This window comes from Mycoplasma milvi, assembly GCF_048284715.1.
In the GTDB taxonomy this organism is placed as follows: domain Bacteria; phylum Bacillota_I; class Bacilli_A; order Mycoplasmatales; family Metamycoplasmataceae; genus Mycoplasmopsis.
In genome coordinates, this window is sequence record NZ_JBLWAH010000003.1 from 68,119 (window position 1) to 88,368 (window position 20,250).

A 20,250-nucleotide genomic window follows, 5' to 3' on the forward strand; every position below is an offset into this window, starting at 1 on the left:
TGTGAACAAGTATAGATTTTAAATTTAAAGTAACAACTTATTAATTTATGATAGAAAATAAAGAAAATGATTTTTTTGTATAAATTAAACAGTAATAATTATTTTTTATATATGAATGACATATGCTTGTAATATAAATATCTGGAAATTTCCACATTTATTAGCCGAAAATGTGGAAATTTTATTTTTTTCCACATTTTCTTCATTTTTTAAGATACTGAAATTTATAAGTATTAGAATAAGGGTGGGTAAAGGCCCAAATGAAAGGTTAAAAATGAATAAAATAAAATCAGTATTACTATCATTTGCTGGAGTTTCAGCAGCTGTATTGCCTATTGTTGCTTCATCATGCAACAACACTGAAGATACAGATAAAATCAAAAAATTAGAAGACCAAGTTAAAGCATTGCAAGCAGATGTTCAAGCAAAAGACACTGCCTTAACAGCTGCTCAAGCAGATGCTGCAGCTAATAAAAAACAAGCTGATGACTTATTAAGTAAACGTGGAATGACACAAGAAATTACATCCGACTTATGGAACTCATTCTCATCAGAAAAATATGTAACGGGTATCCAAACATATAGACTTGCTAAAATTGCTTTTGATGCAATGAGCAAACAAGAAAATGCAGATTTAACTAAAGTAAATACAACAGGGACAACCATCACTGTGGGTGCTACTGATGAAGGGAAATTTGTTCCAGTAGTATGAATGGACTTAGATGACACAGTATTAAATAACTTCTTATATCAAAACTGATCTGTTGTTACAAATCAAACAGAATTCAGTTCATCTGACTGAACAAAATATGTAAATACAGCAACAGCAAAAGAAGTAGCTGGAGCAATTGAATTTATTAAATATGTATGATCTAAAGGTGGAGTTGTAATGTTCAACTCTAACAGAAAACAAGTTTCAGAAATGGCAGGAACTGTAAAAAATCTTGAAATACTTGGACTAGATAAAAAATACATGCCAGATTGAATTTGATTCATGTCTGGTGAAAATAAAGCCCAAGAAGGTCAAACATACAATTTTGAAAACAGAAATATTAAAGTTTCAAAAGAAGAAAGAATGAATTATGTAAACCAAAACAAACTTTCTATAGGAGAAAATCAAGTACAATTTAAATCTGTAGTTAGAATTGGAGATGATATTTCTGATTTTAATGATAACTTCACAAAGAGAAAAATTGATGGTAAATTTATTACAGCACAACAAGTTATTGATGGCCTTAAATCAGAAGCAACAACATATGGCAAATTGTTTGCTAATATGGACACAAAAGTAAAAGGTACATACTTTAACCCAACAACAAATACATGACAAGCTGAACCTCAATCTGAAAGTTATGTATTAGTATCTGGAAATGAAAGCTATGGTACATGAGTAAGACACGTAATGGATGGTGGATACTCAATTGATTATGATAAAGCAATTAAATTATTGTCTTCATGACAATACACACCAGTTGCTGAAGCTGCAACACCTGCACCTGCTACAGGCAAGTAAAATAATTTAATTAAATGTTCTTATAAAACACTAATAAAGGTATTTTAAAATATTTCTTGTATAATAAATCATGTATATTCCTCATTTATGGGGAATATTTTCTTTGCTCTTGAGGCTGATAAATGTAGTACAATTAAAATATGTTTAAACACTTTAAAAAATTATTATTTATAACACCAATTATTACTACAATTTCATTACCAATGGTTTCATTAGCATGCACCCCTCAGCAGCAATATATTGATGCTGTTGATAGTTGGAATAAGCTTAGTGATCAGTATGTAGCAAAAGTGCAAAAAGGGGAGAAACAATACTATTATTTATCAATAGCGATGAAAAACGCAGCTTCATTTTATAATAAAGGAAATGAACTAGCATTACAAGCTGGAGGACACTTTTCAGCTAATCAATATTTTCAATTAGTAGCGCAAATTGAAGCGAAAAAGAAGTATGTTGAATTAATGGCACAAGCCTTAGAAAAAGATCCTAAGATGTACAATGCACAAACTTTAGATATTATTTCACTTTATAAGCTAATTTACACTAATAATTCAAGTGATTCCTCACTCGGTTCAGTGGATTCACTTGGGAAAAAGATATTTGATATCTGAGGAGAAAATGATAAATCTACTGGATTAGTTAGTGATATAGTTCAAGAAAGTAAAACTTATAAAAGTAATCTTGAAACTATAAATAAAATATGAGATAGTATTTCTGCTTACTCATATGTAAAAGAAAATGCTGAAATGCAAAGTCAAATTAAGACTTTTAAACAACTAATTATCTCTCCAATACAAGCGAGTGAGACTAAGTGGGATAAAATTGATCTTGCTAGTGATTTATTAAATAATGTATCTGATAGTTATCATTTAGCATTAGAAAGTTTAAATAATTTATTCACTAATCAAGATTTTATAAACTCACTTACGCAAGAAGAAATAAATCAAGTTAACCTTTATAAAGGTAACATTGCTAAGATGGTAAATAATGCTAGAATTGCTTATTTACAAGCTACATTAGTAAGTAATCTAAATCAAATTTTTAAAGAAATTTATTTAAAGATCTTATTTACCTTTTATCAAACTGATAAATTTGATGCAATTTTACCTACTACAACTTATAATAAAATAATTACAACACTAGTTAAAAGTTATGAAACATATCTAACTCTCTCTTTAGCGCTTAACAATAATCAAATTAATAGTGATACACTTAAGAAAGTGAACGAATTTAAAGTAATAACATCTCAAGAATATAGTGAAATAAATGATAAAATTAAAGAGTATTTAACTAATAATATTTCAAAGAATTAACATAAAATAGAAAGGAAATAATATGATTATAGGAAATTCAAAAGTTGCGATTGACGCAATTGAAAAATACGATAACATTGTTATTTTTCACCACATTAGACCTGATGGTGACTGTTTAGGGTCACAAGCTGGTCTAGCAGAATTAATTAGAACCAATTACCCTAATAAAAAGGTATTTACACCAGGAAACAATTTACACTTATTTGACTTCATGGGATATCACTTTGATAAGATTGAAGATATTGACTTTACTAACTCATTAGCTATTGTAGTAGACGCTTCTAGTGGAGATAGAATTGAATGTGCTGAGTTATTATATGAAAACAGAACTACAGCTAAATTAAGAATTGATCACCACCCTAATGGAGCTGATATTGATTATGACTATAACTGGATTGATGAACACTATGTAGCTGCAGCTGAAATGATTGCTCAAATTGCTTACGATGGAAATTACACAGTAACTCAAAAAGCTGCATCACACATTTATTTAGGAATCAATACTGATTCAGGAAGATTCTTATATCCAGATACATCAGCTAGAACACATCGTTTAGTAGCTTTCTTAATGGATACTGGATTCCATCCAGCAGATATCTTAAGAGAACTTTCAAAACGTACCTTTAAATCAATTAAATTTGTTGGAAAGATTCTTTCTGAGTTTAAAAAAGAAGGTAGAGTTTTATATTATGAAATTGATGCTGACACATTAAAGAAATATGATATGGATTCTTTTGAAGCTGCTCAATATGTAAATGAACTAGCTAATATTGAAGATAACTCATGTTGAGCATTATTTATCCAACTTGAAGATGGTAAAGTACGTGGGCGTTTAAGATCAAATGGACCACTTGTAAATAAAGTTGCAAACCAATTTGGCGGTGGAGGGCATGATAATGCTGCAGGTATTACAATTGATTCATGAAATCAAGTACCTGAAGTATTAGCTGCATTAAACCAAGCTATCGTGGAATGAGAGGCTAAATAATGGTTATTGGTAGTTTAGAATTAGTAACTAAAGAACTATACAAATATGACTCTATTGTTATTTTTCACCACATTAGACCTGATGGTGACTGTTTAGGATCACAATTTGGACTTAAAGAATTACTTGAAACCAACTTCCCTAACAAGAAAGTTTATGCCATTGGAGATGCTAAAGGTTCATTTCCATTTATGAATCTTGTTATGGATCCAATTCCTAGTGATGACATTTTAGCTAACTCACTTGGAGTTGTAGTTGATGGTGGAGATAAAGAAAGACTTGAATGTAGAGAAGTTTTAGATAAAAACATCTTTAAACAAGTGATAAGAATTGATCACCACCCTAATAGTGATGATTTAGGAGATGATACTATTAGATGAGTTGATTCTTCTTATATTGCTGCTGATGAAATGATTACAGATATTGCTGTAACAAACCAATGAAAAATTACTCAAAGAGCAGCTAACTTATTATATTTAGGAATCAATACTGATTCAGGAAGATTCTTATTTGATAAAACTTCAGCTAGAACTTTAAAACTAGCTGCTAAACTTTATGAAGCAGGATTAGAAGCTGACTTTATTCACAGAAACTTAGCTACTGTTACTTTAGATGACTTAAAATTTAATGCTTGATTAATGTCAAGCCTTAAAACTAGAGATGGTGTTGCTTACATTCAAAATGATTTAGCTTCTACTTTAGCAATGGGTAAAACTCCACAACAATCAGTTAGAGTTAATGCAATTGCTAATATTGAAGGATATCCATTCTGAGTTCAATTCACTGAAGAAGAAAATGGTAAAGTACGTGTTGAATTTAGATCAAATGGTCCAATTGTTCGTAATGTAGCTGTTAAATGAGGTGGCGGAGGTCACGAAAGAGCTTCAGGTGCTGTTATTGACTCTTTAGACTTAGTGGAAGCTGTTATCGATGACTGTATTGCTGAAGTCAAACGTTACCAAGCTGAAAATAAGTAAGAATTTATTTCATTAACACTGGCATAGGCTGGTGTTTTTTGCATTTTTTAAAAGCTATTATTAAAACAAATGAAAATATATCCAATAAGTCTGTCATGCATTATTCATTTTTTCAAATTTTCATATTTGCCTATTTTCTAGCGCTATTTGCACATTTTGCTGCAATTTACTTCTGTTTTTTTTTTTTTTGTTAATCTAATAGTAAAGGAGTGTCTAAAAAATAAAAATTTTTTATGTATAATAAAAAATTACTTTTAAAAAACAACAATACTATTAGACAATAAAAAATCTATGGAAAATAGTGAATTTCTTATTAAACAAACGTATGTAAAGAAAATTTTTAATGACAATAAATCATATATAGTTCCTTCATACCAAAGAGCCTATGTTTGAGGAAAGGATGAAATCACTGAATTACTAGATGATTTAGAAGACTTTTTTATTCAATCATATAAAGGGCCTGATCAATCAATTAATGATTATTATTTTATTGGATCAATCCTCTTGTGCTCTATTGAAAGCAAATCGTCTAAATATTACATATTAGATGGACAGCAAAGACTTACTACAATATTAATTATTTGATTATGTCTTATTGACTTAATTGTTAAGACAGGGCTAGATAAAGATGATCAATACAATTTCGATGAGGCATTAGATGAAAATAAGTTAGCTTACATTAATGAAAAAATGGGAGCTATGAAATCTAATACAAGAAAACGTTGTCGTATTACATTTGAAACTAGAATAGAAGTTAATGATGTGCTTTTAAAATTAATTCATTATGCACAAAAAGGCCAAATTGAAGAATTTTTAAGTGACAGTGATATTAAGAACCTTGCTAAAATAGAGCCAACTGTGAAGTCGATATATCACGGAGTCAAATATATACAAGCATATATTAAGCAAAACAAAGAAAATTATAAAGATAACAGTATATATAATGATCCTGTTAAGTTATATGAATTTATGTTTACATTATTATGAGAAAAAATTTCTTTTGCAGAGATAGATGCTAATTCTTTAAATGATGCATATAAACTATTTACAGTAATTAATAATCGTGGAGTTAAATTATCTAACTCAGATATTATTAAAACAATTAACTTGCAAGCAATTTCTTCTGATGGAGATGATGAAAAAGTTAAATTGTATGCAAAAAAATGGGAAGAAATAGAAAAATATTTCTCAAGACCAGAATGTAAAGCAACTAAGCTAAATTTAGATTTATTCTTAGAATTGATTAAAACCATTTATGTTAAAGAGTCAGGTCAAAAATCACTATATGCTTGATATGAAGAAGATATTTTTAAAATCAAGAACAGAGATAAAAGTAAACCTTTAGTTAATGCTGGAAAAGAATTTATTGATAAAATGGTTAAATTCTTTAACATTTACAAGACATATATCGACTTGCAAAATAACCAATCTGAAGGAAAAGATGTTGAATACCAAAATACAATAAAAATAATGAATAAATATATTAATGACAATATTTGGAAATCTGCTGTTCTAATGTTTGTTGATAAATTTGAAGGCGAAATAAATGAATCTAAAGAAGATTTAAAAACAGAATTTATTAAACGCTTAGAAAACTACTATACCTTCTTTTGAATCACGTTACAAACTCGGACACAAGCATTTACTCAATTGGCTAAAATATTGAAATTAATAGAAAGAGCTAATTCAGCTAGAGAAGTTTTAGAAAGTGAACTTTGATATAAAGAGTACAGCTCGAAGGAATTAAAAGAATCCCTACAAGGGAATATCTATAAACTAAAGTATCGTTCATATATTTTGTTTAGATATGAAAAAATTCTCTGTGGTAATAAGTCAATAACCGAATCTGGTGATAAGGTTACAATCGAACACATTCTCCCTCAAAAAATGGAAGGAGAATGAAAGGAATATTTTTCATCTGTAGAGCATGAAGAATACCTTCACAAAATTGGAAACTTAACAATTTTAGATCTTAAAGACAACTCTAAACTATCAAATAATAATATTGAAGAAAAAATTAGCTTTATAGAAAAGGAATTTAAAGATTTCCTAATAACTAAACAATTTATTTCATACATAAAGCAAAACAGTGAAAGAGCAACTCTGCCAAATGGTAGTGTCGAAGAAAAACTTGTGTGAACACCTCAGCTTATCACTGATCGTGGTGAAAAAATGATTAATGAATTGTTAAAGGATTACGAAAAATTTAACAAAAAGAATGGAGAATTTTAAAATGGAGATTGAAAACGTTATAGACGATTATAAAACAACTTATCAGCCCAAAATTAATGATGAAGTAGAAAAATATTTTGACTACTTAACTGAGAAATCTGAAATAAATCTTGACGAAAGTAAGGAAATATCAGATAAATTTAAAAAAGAAAGCCAGGAGTTTAATGTTGCATCAAAAAAACAAAGAATAAGTAATGGATGAAAAAAGACAGCTATTATTCAATTGGTATATAGCTTATTAATATCAGGATTTTTATTAATTGTGTTTATGATGGCTAAAGCCGGCGGAACTGGTTTTAATGAAGATAAAGAGTTATTATCCAACTTTGGTACAATATGCCTTTTTGTAGGATTTGTATTTTTATTGGTTGGTTCACTTGTTTGAAGCTTTAAGTTAGGTGACAAGATGCGGGAAAAACAAGGAAAGCCTAGATTATTCAAAAAAGAAATTAGTATTATAACTTGTATAAACTTAACAATTAACTCGATTTTAGCATTTACAACTTTTTTAAGTATAGGGTTAAGTTTAAGTGTTGGTTATGGGGAGTTAAAAACTGCAAAAATTCTTATAATTGTATTTTTAACATTATGATTAATTTTCATGGTTGCTGATATTGCAATGTGAATATACTTTTCAAAAGTTTCTAAAACAATTCAAGCTCAAGTGGATGAAATAGGAGCAAGATTATTTGCTACAAATGAATTATTGAAAAATAATTTAAAACCACTTAAAAATCTAAGTACATTAGATGGAATTGAAAAAGAGATTGCTGATAAAATTTTCCCATTTATTAACTTAAATGTAAAGACAAGTCAAAGCGCAATGGAAGTTGCTAGTCTATGAGAAGTGGCTGCATCTTTAATTCCAAATAAAAGAAATAAATCTGTAAGATACGTAAAATCAGGTGTTTTAAATGGTTTCCCATTCTTATATTTATCTACAAAGAATATGAAATATGAAAATGTAACTTATAGAGGAACAATGCAAGTTACATATCTGAAAACACGTAAAGTGACTAGAAATGGAAGTTCTACAGTTGAATCATATAAGTACACTGAAACATTAGTAGCATATCATACAGCTCCAGCACCTAAATATTATGTTGAAGATGCCTTATACTACTACAATGATGCTGCTCCATCATTAAGCTTTACAAGAACACCTAATCATGCAGATGAATTTAATAAGAGCCAACTTAATAAATTCATTAAAAAGCAAAGCAAATTATTTGAAAATGAATATAAAAAAGCGATTAACAAAAACACAAGCTTCCAACCAATTTTAGGAAACCTAAAATTTGAGTCTTTATTTAACTGTTTAGATAGAGATAATGAAGCTGCATATCGTTTATTATTTACTCCACTAGCTCAAAAGCAATATGAAAAATTATTATTAACTCGTGAGTTTTCAGATGGGGATAACTTCATTTTAAATAAACAAGGAAACTTCCATAAATTAATTAAACCTCAATTGTCACATGTAGAAGCAAAAGTTCCATTTGATCAATACATTGAATCTTTTGATAATTGAGGTCTTGGATATAATGAATTGAAAGAAGGATTCATTCAAGCTTATAGACAAGGTATGGAAAGTCTTTATAAAGCACTAGTTCCTTTTATGGCTATTCCATTATATTTAGATCGTCAAAATAATCATGAATTAGTTAATAACTATACAGAAAATATTGCTGTAGAGCAATTAGAAGCTGATATTAACTCTATTAAGTCAGATTTTTATAGAGATGCCTTAAGACATGAAGATTCAACTGGCGAACAAATTTATTGTGTTTCAAATAAAACTCAAAATGGAAATCAAGTTAACTACTCTATTACTGCATATGGACACCAAGAAATACCAAGAGTTGAGTATGTTACTGTAAAAGCAGGAAATGGTCAAAAATATCAAGTTCCTGTTGAATGAATTGAATATATCGAAGTTGAAAAAACAACAGATGAAAGCGAATTAATAAAAGAAGATACAGAAATTAATAATTTCTTAAATAAAGGAGAATAAAATGGCTAACGAATTAGATGAATTAACAGGTCCAGTAAATGAAGAAGGACGTGATGTTAATGTTATTAATAAACAACTACCTGTTAAGGTAGGAGTGGGATCTACAATATTTCAAGTTTTTCTATGATTCCCATTAATTATCCCGGGGCTAGTGTTCTTATTTATGAAAATAAGTGCTGCTAACTATTTAAAGAGAATCCAACAAAAGATCCAACACAATGCATCTCAAGTTGATAACTTTATTGAACAAAGAGTAATTATTCTTGAAAATGCTGTAGGTATTGTAAATAAATCAATTAATCTAGATAAAGATGTAATGACAAAAGTTGCTGAACTACGTTCAGGAGCTGAAGAACATAGCGAAGCAGAAAGAAGCGCAATAAACCAAAACGTAGATAGAATGTTTAGAGATATTCGTGTTCAAGTTGAACAATATCCTGAATTAAAAGCACAAGATACCTTAATGCAAGTGCTACAACAAAACAACTACCTACAAAAAGAAATTACAGCAGCAAGAGAAATTTACAACGATTCAGTATTATTATGAAACAGTGAAATCTTTAAATGACCTACAAAAATGATTGTCGCTGCTAAAGCTGGATATACAACTAGAATACCTTTCACAACTTCAAGTGAAATGAAAGCTAGAGCTAGAGAAAATTTCTTTAATTAAGATTAATCCTAAGTACCCTAGTGGTACTTTTTCTTTTGCAATAAAAAAGCCTTTGCCACAGGCATAGAATAATACGATAGTAGCCGGAAGCTAATTATATTAATAAGGAACTATTTTGCCTAGCTAATTGAAATGAATACAAATTAAAAAACTGCATTTCCACTTATTACAGTAGGATTATGCAGTTTTTAATTATGAATTATTATTTTAGTCAGCTGTTGGAACTGGTTTTTCTCCAGCTTCAGCAGGTATGTTAACTACTTGCCCTTTTAGTGCATCTTTATTTGCAAATTCATCAAATGTTTTTTCAAATTTATTTGCATCCAGTTGCACTTCATGTGTTAAAATGTGCTTTACAAATTTAATTGTTTCTTCAATTAAACTTAGTCCTTCATACATTAATTTAACTTCATCTTTATCTTTTACATAGTTAAGCATTGTGTAGCCATCTCCACCTGCAGCTAAATAGTCATTTGTACAGATGTAGTAGTATTTGTTAGGATCAATAGCTTTTCCATTAATCTTAATTGTACCTTCTTTTGCTTTTCACATGTATTCTTGTTTTTGTGTTTTAGGGTTTAATTCCTTATTAATTTCAACTTCATATGTAACGTTTGAAGATAATTGTGAGAATCCACCTGATCTAGCTTTAGAAAGTCCATATTTAATAGCTTGTAAAGCTCTATCACCTTTAACTTGGATTACATTAGGTCTATTTCCAAATGGTGAAATTCCTCTCATTTTTCCATATGTAACTTCACCTTTAGTGATGTTTTCACGTAATCCACCACCATTCATAAGCCCGAATGTATTATCTAGTGAAGCAGCTTCAGCTCCTTCTTGTCCTTCTCAGGCTTTGGTATTCATGTAGTTTCATGCAGCAGCATTAGTAAATAACATACCTAAAGTTGTAGGTTCAACTCTACCTCTTCAGTATGGCACTCCATCAATATTAATGCTATCTGTGTGTACAAAGTCTTGTGTAGAAGTGAAAACTACTTTATCATTTTCAGCCTTGTAAATGTCTTCTAGAGCTTTAAGAAGTTTTTCATTTGGACTATTAGGATTAACTACATCATTAATTGTAGCAACAGCGATTTCATACATATCTCTAAGCACTTGTTTTTGGCTAACAATTTTGCCTGTTTGGGTATCGAATTCGAGTTCAATATCACCTAAGTATTTAGTATAAGCTTCAGTTTGTGTTACATAAACATCTTTATTATTATCATTATTGATGTGGATTAATGTGTGTGAGTGTCCATCTAAAATTAAGTCTAGTTCATTGTCAGTGTGTGCAGCTAAATATTCAGAAGTTCAAGCAGCATTAGATCTTCCTTTTCCTAAGTGTGCAATACAAATAATAAAGTTAATATCTGGGTGTTCTTGTCTAATTTCTGCTACAACTTTTTTAGATTCTTCTACTGGTTCTGTAAATTTAACTAGTCTTGAATTTCTTGGGTGAGATGTAACACTTGTATCAGGAGTTGTAAGTCCAAAGATACCAACTTTAATTCCACTTTCTAGTTCCTTAACAATATAAGGTTTGAAAGCACGTTGACCAACTTTACTTGCGTCATATCCTTCAACTGATTTTTGTTCTTCAGCTGATAATTCTTTATAGTAAATATTAGCTGATAAAAATGGCATAACTTCTTTTTCTTGGTTAAGTTCTGCGTTAAGGTCTAAAATGTGTTTTAGTCCATAGTCAAATTCGTGGTTACCTACAGCTATAGCTTCATAACCAATGTTTTTAGCAATGTGAGTAATTGTTTTTCCTTTATCAGTATCTGAAAGAGGTAATCCTTGAATCATATCTCCAGCTGAAAGGAGTAAATCACGTGCTTTACCATTTAGGTATTGTCCAGTACGCATCATACCTGAGTAAAGTGAGTATTTTCCATCATCCATCTTAATTCTTCCATGTTCATCATTAGAGTGGAAAATTTTAATTGTTTTAATTCTTGAGTTAGCATCTTTTTCAGCTTTTCTTAAAAGATTAAATGCTTGGTCATGTTTAACACTTAATGGTTGTAATTCGTTTGTAACTCTAGTTTTAAGTTCGTTAATTCCTTTGGTTTTTTCAGTTTCATCTTTTAGACCTTTAACTTCTTTAAGTTTTAGAGCTAGTTCTTTTAGTTTAGCATCATATGCTTTGGAAGATTCGCTATATTGATCTTTAGCAACAGCTAAAATAGCATTTGCTGTAGCTGTTTTTTCAGCTTTTAATTTTTCTAATTGTGCTTGAACATCTTTAAGCTGTTCAGCACTTCCTTTGCTATCGTTAAGTTGAGCTTCTAATTCAGCAATTCTGCTATCTAAGCTACTTTTTTCACCTTTTAATTTATCTAATTGAGCTTTAATTTGATCTTTTTCAGGATCATTACATGATACAACTGCTAATGGTAAGGTAATTGCAGCTGTGCCAAGAGGCATCAATTTTAAAAATCATTTAGTTCTATTTTTCATATATGTTCTCCATAATTTTGCGTATTTAATTGAATACTACTTTGATTTTATAATAACCGGATAAAGGTAAAAATAAATAGATAATAAATGTGGAAATATATTTGTTTTTTTCACATTTGTGAGAATTTCCACATCCTTTGCACAAAAAAGACATAAAAAAAGCTAGTATTACTAGCTTATTATTATTCAGATAAAGTTAATGTTAAATCAAAATAACTAGCAGGAGCAGCATTATCTGGTGCGCAAATAAAGTACTTAAATTCATATTTATTATCTTCCTTAAGGAATTCAGAACAATATGTACGCATATTTAACTCGTGTAGTTGTTTAGTTTTAGGATCTAAGAAAGTAACATTAACTTCGCCAAAGGAATTGTGTTTGATTTGAACTGTGGTTTGATTTGTGTAAACCCAAGCTTCAGAATCATAAATATCAATCCGATTGGTTTCGTTATATTTTGGCTCTTTAAAAATCAATTCTACAGCTTGTTCTTCTTCATTTCAGTTACGGTTAACAGGTGCATCAAATTCAATAATTTGAATTGCTTCTTCATTAATCTTTTCTTCACCATTTTCTGTAAAGACAGGCTTAATTATAGACTTAAAATTAATTTTCATAGTGAGCTAATCTTTCTTTAATTACATCAGCACCAAATAGTCAAATAGCTTTAGCTAATTCAGGCCCATGTGAAACACAAGTAGCAGCAAGTCTAATTGGCATGAATAGATTTTTACCTTTAATCCCAAGTTCTTGTTGAGTTTGGTTAATTGCTTCTTGAATGCTTGAAATAGTAAAAATATTATTAGCTAAGTTAGTTTTTAAATATTTGGTAAATGTAGCAACTGTTTTTAAATCAGCTTCGTTAAATTCTTGTTTTTCAAATGAAGGTTGCATGTATAAGTCTAAGTGAGATTTTAGTTCACTTGTAGTAACTGCACTAGATTTAAATGTTTCAACAAAAGTATCTAATCAGTCAGTATCAAAAGCACTAGCATCTAGATTCATAAGTTTAATTAACTTATCATTAGGTTCATTTTTAAGGTATTGTTTTGAGAATCAATCCATCTTAGTAATGTCAAATTTAGAAGGGCTTTTTGATAGTCTAGCTGGGTCAAATTTTTTAATAATTTCAGCTTGAGACATCACTTCACTAGCATCAGCTGCAGTTCATCCAAGTAAAGCTAAGAAGTTGAAAATAGCTTCAGGAATGTAACCTTCATTACGGTAGTCTTCAATAAATTGTTTAGTTTCTAAATCACGTTTTGAAAGTTTTTTACCTTCCATGTTAGTAATAATTGTCATGTGACCAAAAGCTGGTGTATCTCAACCTAAAGCTTGATATAAAGCAAGTTGTTTAGGTGTATTTCCAATATGTTCTTCACCACGTAAGATGTGAGTAATTTCCATATCATGATCATCAACTACTACAGCAAAGTTGTAGGTAGGATATCCATCTGATTTAAAGATAACTCAATCAGCAATTTCATCGGAATTAAAGCTAATTCTATCTCTAACCATATCATCTCAAGCTAATTCAATATTTTTAGGCATAACTAGACGATATGAGAATTCACCAGCAGCATCTCTTTTAGCTTTTTCAGCATCAGAAATTTTTAGTCAGTTTTTGTTATATCTAAAACTTGGGATTCCTTTGGCATCTGATTCAGCTTTTTGAGCTTCTAATTCTTCAGTAGTATCATAAGCTTTATAAGCTAAACCTTTAGCTAATAATTCTTCTAGTACTTGGTTATATCTGTCTAACTTTTCACTTTGACGATATTTTCCATATTTAAGATTTGGATTAAGTGGACTTTCATCAGGTACAATTCCTAACCAAGCAAGGTTATGAAGTTGAGATTCTTCACCACCTTCTACATTTCTCTTAACATCTGTATCTTCTAATCTAAAAACAAAGTCACCATTGTAGTGTTTAGCAAATAAATAACAGAAAAGGGCTGTTCTAGCTCCCCCAATGTGTAAATATCCAGTAGGACTAGGTGCATAACGCGTTCTAACTTTTTTAGTCATATATTCTCCTTTAAAGTAGTTAAATTATAAATTAATTTAGATATGTGTTATTAAATTTCTTAAGGGTTTATTTGCTGGTTTTTAGTAATAAGTAAAGTGCTTATTATGCAAAAGATAATTAACAAAAGTAGACATAGAATGTTGGCTCAGAATAATAGCAAAAAAAGATTATATTTTTAAATAACTTATTAAAATTCAAATTTTTATTTCATATCATTCATATAACAGCAATCACTTTATAATTTTTTCTAAAAATAATTTTGTAATGTGGAAAAAACATTAATTTTCCACATTTGTGAGCTATTTTTTAAAAAAGTTTATGGAAAAAAATATAATAAATTTGTAATTATATTTAAACTATAGGAGTGATATGAGCGATACTAAAAAACAAGAAACTTATATTTTTAAATATTCTCTTATGCTTAGAAGTATGTTTTGAGCAAGCATAGGAATTAGCGCTGCATTTCTTTGCTTTATTCTTATATGAGTAATTATGGAAATCACAGGTACATTTGATAGCGACTCTAAAGCATTATATGTAATGTTTGGAACTATTGGAGCGGTAGTGGCTGCATATTGTTCTTTAATTGCTGCTTATTTTATTATTGGAGCAATTTCAAGAAGAAATATTGATACTAGAAAATTAGTAAATATAATTTTTAAAACTAAAGCTTCAAAAGCAACAATTATGTACAAAAATCTTCTCAGATGTATGTATCTAATTACATATCGTAGAAAAATTATTGAGTGCTTAGACATAAGCTTTGAAGAAGAGAAATAATATGGAAAATATTCAATATAAATTAAGAAAGCCAAGTGATCTAGAAATTTATCAAACTGTATATGCTGTATCTAAAACAAGAAATCTTTCAATTGCTTTATATACTTTTTTCTTTACATTGTATATATTGCTTTTAGTTTTAGGTGAAGTTGCTTTAAAACATAATTCATATGCATATACAGGTTTATATATATTTCAATGCATAATTGACACTATATTTACTATATTATTATTGATACTATATAAGCAACCATTTAGTAATAAGAAAACAACTTTTTTATCTGATACAGCTACATTTACAATGGATGCAGTAATTTATTTATACCTTACTGTTGACAGTTTAATAGTAGAGAAATATATCAACTCTTTTATGAGAAAACAGTTTGGAGGTTCTAAATACTGAATTAGTATTAAATATTACATTTTGCAGCATGCCACTAGCTAGGGAAAATAACTAATTTAACAATAAATAAAACTTACAATATGGAGATTACAATGTGACGTAAAAACTGATTAAAATTCTCAACTTTATGTGTCTATTTAGTTATCTTATTTTCTATTATAGTTGCGTTACCTGTGTATTTTATGGATTTAGCTCCGGCAGAATATGGTGGTCTGCCAAAAGGGATACATAAATCCTATGGAACTTCAAGTGTTCTATATATCTTTAAAGATTATGGCTTTTGATACATACTTGCTTTATTTATACTGCCAAATAATATTATCTATCTACGTTTAAATAAAAATAGTTGATTTACATGCCTTCTTCCATTTTTTGCTGAAACTATCAACATAGAATATTCATTTACTTATAAAATGAAATTTATTTCATTTCTATTTGTGTATGGTTTTATGGCAATTATATTAATCACAGGAACTGTTTTGCAATTTGTATTTATCTTTATGCCAGGATATCCAGTAAATTCTTTAACTATTATGGCACTGGTTGCAAGTATATTTATGGCTCTTACTATTTTCTTATTCATCTGTATTCTAATGTTTGATGGTTATCAAAAAATAGCTTTAGCTAAAAGAAACAATAATGTAGCTGCATAAGCAAGATATAAATTATGAAATTATAAAATTTCAATTTAAATAAAACATAGCCACATTTTTAAAATCTAAAGATGTGACTTTTGTTTTTGATCTTAATAACTTATGCTTAATTAAACAAAATATAATAAAAGCATATTTAACTTATATAAATAAAATTTTTACTTAACGCTTTATCAGTTATTGAATTTTCAAAGCAATAAAATAGACCTTAAACATTATTCTAAAATTATCTAATTATGAAGGCTGTGCACTAAGCACAAGCGCATACTTGCTTATTAATAGAAAAAAGAACATTTTTTAATTATCACATATAAAAAAAGTTCTATAATAATACTGCATCGTTAGCTCAGTCGGTAGAGCAGCTGGCTCTTAACCAGCGGGTCGCAGGTTCGAACCCTGTACGATGTACCATTTCATCTTTGATGACTAATTCTGGCCTAGTTATGCTTAACTAGGCTTTTTAATTAAAATTTTAGTGCTATAGGTGCTAAAAAGTAGTAGAATAAAAAGGATATTAGCTGTTGCTAATAATCTTTTTTATTTATTTTTTAAGGAAGGGAGGAAAAAATGAAAAATATCTTTTCTAAGAAAAAAGAAAAATCAAATGATAGCGAATTTAACCAAGAAATGCGCAATCTAGTTGAAGGATATGATCAAAGTGGCGCAGCACATATTCAAAAACGTAACACTTTATATAAAAGAACTAGAATGTCTAACTTTGGACTTAAATTAAATCGCTTTTACTCACAAATGCCAATGTGAAAAATAGTTACAATTACTATAGTAACAGCTATTTTCTTTGGAATTATCAGTGTTTTCTTTGTTAAGAACGTAGGTATTTATAACTTTGGTTTAGCTGCTTTTGGACAATCTGCTGCTAAAATTATCGTTGTTAACTTAAAAGAAACTCAAGTTACTGAGACAGTTAGAAACCTTATTGACCAATTTATTTTCTGGGTTGCTTACATTATCTTAAGTATTCCTATATTTGTATTTGGATATAAAAAAGTTGGTAAGTTATTTACAAACATTACAATTTTATTCCTAGCAGTATCATCATTAGTATCATTCTCAATAGGATTGATTCCAGGAGCTAATGCTGTTTATATCATTGGGGATTATTCAAATGTTAACGTTAAAAACTTCTTATCAGACTATAAGAAATCATTAAGTAGCATTATTCCTATGCAATGAACAGGAGCTGATGCAGGTAACACAATTGCCTTAATGCTTTACTCAATCGTATATGGATACATGCTTGCTTACATTTTTGCAATTATCCAAATTATTGGTGGTACTGCTGGAGTTACTGGTGTTATTGGAGAATGATATGCTAATGCAAAACAAAAATCATTCGGTGCTATCTCAGGATACATGAACATTATTATTGTCTTTATAGCTGTTGCTATTGGTTCATGATTACCAGGTTCATTATTATTACAAGATGCTAAAACAAATATGACTGAAGCTCAAAAAGTGTGAGCTACAAGTTTAGCAACTATTCAATCTAATGCAGAAATAACAACTGCAGAAGGACTTAAAACATCTGTATCTGAAGCTGCAAAAAACATTAATGGAATTAACTTAACAAACTTTAATGAATTTAAGAATATAGATTGAAAAGCTGCATTCAATAATAAAGCTGACCTTGTAAATTACTTATCTTTAAGTAAGGATTTTGCAGCTGCAAATGAATTATTTAACAAAGCTTGATCATTTGAATTATACTTATCACCAAACTTTGTTGCTACAATTTTAGTTAATGTAGTTTACATTATGATGCTTGATAAGCTATATCCTAAATTTAAACTTGTTCGTGTTCAAATCTTTACAAAGAATGCTGACTTGATCAGAGATATTATTAACAATGATAATAAAATTGTTACAGGTATGACTATATTCCCAGCAAAAGGTGGATATAAAGGTGAAGACCTTCAAGTTATTACATCTATTGCACTATTTAGACACGTGCTTCGTATTATTAAAGACGTACGTAAATGTGACGAAAATGCCTTTATTTCAGTTTCAGAAATCAAGAGCATTGATGGAAATATCTACTTACCTGAAGATAAATTCTAAAATTATAATAATAGAGCTACCTAATGGCAGCTCTTTTTATTTAATTTTATTTTCTAGTAATGTATATATTTGATTGAGAGAATTTTCATCTAGATGCCCAAGATGAAATGGGATGAGTAGAATTGAGATTTCGATTTCTTTACTTAGGCAAAACCAAGTAGTTTTCTTTTCTTTGTAAACAATTTTTTCTTCATGTACTTGATTATCAAAAGAAGGATAAATTAAGACCCCTTTCTTTAATTTTAAAGCTTGACAGTATGCTAATAACTGATAAAGATTCGCATTATGAATTTTATATTGTCCATTATTATATGCTTTGGGAATGATATGCTTAATTTCAATTGCACAGGTTGGCTTGTTTTTATGTGAAATTAATAAATCTGGCTTAAAATCAAAAGTATTAGTTAGATAACTAGTGCTTGAAACTTTAGTTAAGATATTATTGACCACAGGTTGATAATGAACATTGTCTCTACTATTAGCTAAGTGATTTTCAATAAGACTATAGATAAAAATTTCAAATAAAGTAGTCTCAGGTATATAGAACTCTAATCGTCCATTTAATTTAACACTACTAAAAATAGTTGTATAAAACTTATTGATAAATTTTAGCCTGAAATTTAAATCCTCTTGTTTGATAATATCAAAATCATTTTCTTGCAATTCTTGAAATTTATTACTTCCATTTGCTAAATTGAATAGATAAGTTAAATAATCAGCATTATTTTGCAATTTCTTAACTAATTGTAATGAAGCAGTATCTAATACATATGTCTTTTTTACAGCTTTTAAATATTCTTTTATTATGTAATTTAACTTAAAGAAAATATTAGTTTGTGCTTGAGTTTTATCGCTATCAGAATGAAGTATTTGACAAAAAATCAAGAATAATCAACTATCAAAATCACTGCGGAAATTAGCATTTTGATTTCCTTTTTGATTACCACGGTGATCAGTTATACAATAAATATTATGGTATCAATTTAATTCATTATCTTTATTATGCAGAAAATGTTCAACACCTAATAAGCGTAATTTCTGATTTTTATCAAAGAATCATTTTTGTGAAGCAATATTAGCATTAGTAATAATTTTATAATTTGATGAGCTAAAGAAAATAAAATCTCAATTAATATCTTTTTGTTCTTTCATGATTTAATTATATCCAAATTTAATGCATAAAAAAATCATGCATGGCATGATATATGGTGCCCCTTATGAGAATCGAACTCATGATGGTTGGTTACGAGTCAACTGTTTTACCACTAGAACTAAAAGGGCATGGTGGAGATAAGGGGAATCGAACCCCTGTCCACATTATAAAGGACTTACTACGTCTACAGTTTAGTTTGCTTTTAATAACACCATAAGCCTAAAGCAAACTAAAAGGTTTTATGATGTGTGACAAATTTCATGCAAGCTTGTCAGCCCTTGCACTATCCTCTAACCGACTTATAAAACCAAGGAACTTCTTATAAGCCACTAGCTCGCGAATATTAAGCGAAAGCTAGGTTTGTGTTGTTGTAAGCAAAAACCATTGGGTTGATGCTTGATTCTTTTTTAGCGTTTCCGTTTAAAAAAGTCTAGAAGTATTATAGTCTACCAAACTACTGCAATAATAAGGCTCCATAACATGTCGAAACCATTATATCCCCATAAAGAAAATTGTATTAAAATAATAAAGTTTTAGCAATTTTTTTATTGACTTCTTCTTTAATAATTTTAGCACGCTTATCATATTTCTTAAGCCCACGTGCAAGGGCTATTTCTACTTTAAGACGTGACTTTTCATTGAAATAAATTTTAAGTGGAATGATAGTTAAACGTAATGTGTCTTCTTTAAAACCAATTTTACGTATTTCGTTTTTATGTAAAAGCAATTTACGATCTCTGGTTTCATCACATTTAACTTGCATATATTGCTTAAAATAAGCCTCTTTAAGGTATATTTCACCTTTATAGATTGAACAAAAGGCATTAGTTATATCAACACTGGAAGCACGTGCTGATTTAACCTCTCAGCCCATTAACTCAATTCCAGCTTCAAATTTTTCAATGATTTCATAATCATGAAAAGCTTTTTTATTATTTGCTACTATTTTCATATACCTATTTTACCTTAATATTGGT

16 protein-coding genes, 2 tRNA genes and 1 other RNA gene are annotated in these 20,250 nt (G+C 29.1%); 12 read left to right on the top strand and 7 right to left on the bottom strand.

Annotated features, from left to right (window positions below; translation table 4 throughout):
* The first annotated feature begins 274 nt into the window (after positions 1 to 274).
* The 7 genes from ACNQ13_RS01945 to ACNQ13_RS01975 all read left to right on the top strand — a co-directional run bounded on the left by ACNQ13_RS01945 (position 275) and on the right by ACNQ13_RS01975 (position 9,707).
* The gene (locus ACNQ13_RS01945) at positions 275 to 1,513 is read left to right on the top strand and encodes an HAD family acid phosphatase (protein WP_418018853.1); all 1,239 of its coding nucleotides are present in this window, start codon (positions 275 to 277) and stop codon (positions 1,511 to 1,513) included.
* 140 nt (positions 1,514 to 1,653) lie between these two features.
* Entirely contained in the window at positions 1,654 to 2,826 is a 1,173-nt protein-coding gene (locus ACNQ13_RS01950; RefSeq protein ID WP_418035562.1) for a hypothetical protein, read from the top strand.
* A 22-nt stretch (positions 2,827 to 2,848) separates the two neighbouring features.
* The gene (gene nrnA / locus ACNQ13_RS01955; protein ID WP_416741634.1) at positions 2,849 to 3,814 is read left to right on the top strand and encodes a bifunctional oligoribonuclease/PAP phosphatase NrnA; all 966 of its coding nucleotides are present in this window, start codon (positions 2,849 to 2,851) and stop codon (positions 3,812 to 3,814) included.
* Positions 3,814 to 4,788, top strand: coding sequence for a bifunctional oligoribonuclease/PAP phosphatase NrnA (nrnA, locus tag ACNQ13_RS01960; RefSeq protein WP_418033932.1), 975 nt, complete (start codon positions 3,814 to 3,816; stop codon positions 4,786 to 4,788). The genes nrnA (ACNQ13_RS01955) and nrnA (ACNQ13_RS01960) overlap by 1 nt, the downstream gene beginning before the upstream one ends.
* A gap of 291 nt (positions 4,789 to 5,079) precedes the next feature.
* Positions 5,080 to 7,020, top strand: coding sequence for a DUF262 domain-containing protein (locus ACNQ13_RS01965; RefSeq protein WP_416741632.1), 1,941 nt, complete (start codon positions 5,080 to 5,082; stop codon positions 7,018 to 7,020).
* 1 nt (position 7,021) lies between these two features.
* Complete coding sequence (locus ACNQ13_RS01970; RefSeq protein WP_418035563.1) at positions 7,022 to 9,034, top strand: MAG1210 family protein; 2,013 nt, start codon at positions 7,022 to 7,024, stop codon at positions 9,032 to 9,034.
* Position 9,035: 1 nt separating this feature from the next.
* On the top strand, positions 9,036 to 9,707 hold the full coding sequence (locus tag ACNQ13_RS01975) for a LemA family protein (protein ID WP_416741630.1): 672 nt from the start codon (positions 9,036 to 9,038) through the stop codon (positions 9,705 to 9,707).
* Between the two features lie 207 nt (positions 9,708 to 9,914).
* Here the strand turns inward: ACNQ13_RS01975 and ACNQ13_RS01980 are convergent, their stop codons facing one another.
* The 3 genes from ACNQ13_RS01980 to gltX form a co-directional block, all read right to left on the bottom strand.
* On the bottom strand, positions 9,915 to 12,176 hold the full coding sequence (locus tag ACNQ13_RS01980) for a 5'-nucleotidase C-terminal domain-containing protein (protein WP_418035564.1): 2,262 nt from the start codon (positions 12,174 to 12,176) through the stop codon (positions 9,915 to 9,917).
* A 182-nt stretch (positions 12,177 to 12,358) separates the two neighbouring features.
* Entirely contained in the window at positions 12,359 to 12,793 is a 435-nt protein-coding gene (locus tag ACNQ13_RS01985; protein WP_416741628.1) for a hypothetical protein, read from the bottom strand.
* Positions 12,783 to 14,204 (bottom strand): glutamate--tRNA ligase, encoded by a 1,422-nt coding sequence (gene gltX / locus ACNQ13_RS01990; RefSeq protein WP_418035565.1) that lies wholly within the window; start codon positions 14,202 to 14,204, stop codon positions 12,783 to 12,785. Before gltX ends, ACNQ13_RS01985 begins: the two co-directional genes overlap by 11 nt.
* Before the next feature lie 370 nt (positions 14,205 to 14,574).
* Here gltX and ACNQ13_RS01995 point away from each other — a divergent pair, with 370 nt between their 5' ends.
* The 5 genes from ACNQ13_RS01995 to ACNQ13_RS02015 all read left to right on the top strand — a co-directional run bounded on the left by ACNQ13_RS01995 (position 14,575) and on the right by ACNQ13_RS02015 (position 18,120).
* Entirely contained in the window at positions 14,575 to 14,985 is a 411-nt protein-coding gene (locus ACNQ13_RS01995; protein WP_418027796.1) for a hypothetical protein, read from the top strand.
* Between the two features lies 1 nt (position 14,986).
* Positions 14,987 to 15,430 carry a hypothetical protein gene (locus tag ACNQ13_RS02000; RefSeq protein WP_418035566.1) on the top strand — a complete coding sequence of 148 codons (444 nt, stop codon included), beginning with the start codon at positions 14,987 to 14,989 and terminating at the stop codon, positions 15,428 to 15,430.
* 50 nt (positions 15,431 to 15,480) lie between these two features.
* Complete coding sequence (locus ACNQ13_RS02005; protein WP_418027798.1) at positions 15,481 to 16,041, top strand: hypothetical protein; 561 nt, start codon at positions 15,481 to 15,483, stop codon at positions 16,039 to 16,041.
* Positions 16,042 to 16,376: 335 nt separating this feature from the next.
* A tRNA-Lys gene (locus ACNQ13_RS02010) sits at positions 16,377 to 16,452 on the top strand.
* A 156-nt stretch (positions 16,453 to 16,608) separates the two neighbouring features.
* On the top strand, positions 16,609 to 18,120 hold the full coding sequence (locus tag ACNQ13_RS02015; protein WP_416741623.1) for a YitT family protein: 1,512 nt from the start codon (positions 16,609 to 16,611) through the stop codon (positions 18,118 to 18,120).
* 36 nt (positions 18,121 to 18,156) lie between these two features.
* On the opposite strand, the gene ACNQ13_RS02020 is transcribed toward ACNQ13_RS02015, so the two are convergent.
* The 4 genes from ACNQ13_RS02020 to smpB form a co-directional block, all read right to left on the bottom strand.
* A complete protein-coding gene (locus ACNQ13_RS02020; RefSeq protein ID WP_418034460.1) occupies positions 18,157 to 19,272 on the bottom strand; it encodes a 5-methylcytosine restriction system specificity protein McrC in 1,116 nt (371 codons plus the stop codon).
* A 54-nt stretch (positions 19,273 to 19,326) separates the two neighbouring features.
* A tRNA-Thr gene (locus ACNQ13_RS02025) sits at positions 19,327 to 19,401 on the bottom strand.
* 1 nt (position 19,402) lies between these two features.
* Positions 19,403 to 19,775, bottom strand: a transfer-messenger RNA (tmRNA) gene (gene ssrA, locus ACNQ13_RS02030).
* A gap of 15 nt (positions 19,776 to 19,790) precedes the next feature.
* Complete coding sequence (gene smpB, locus ACNQ13_RS02035) at positions 19,791 to 20,225, bottom strand: SsrA-binding protein (RefSeq protein WP_418035568.1); 435 nt, start codon at positions 20,223 to 20,225, stop codon at positions 19,791 to 19,793.
* Positions 20,226 to 20,250 lie beyond the last annotated feature (25 nt).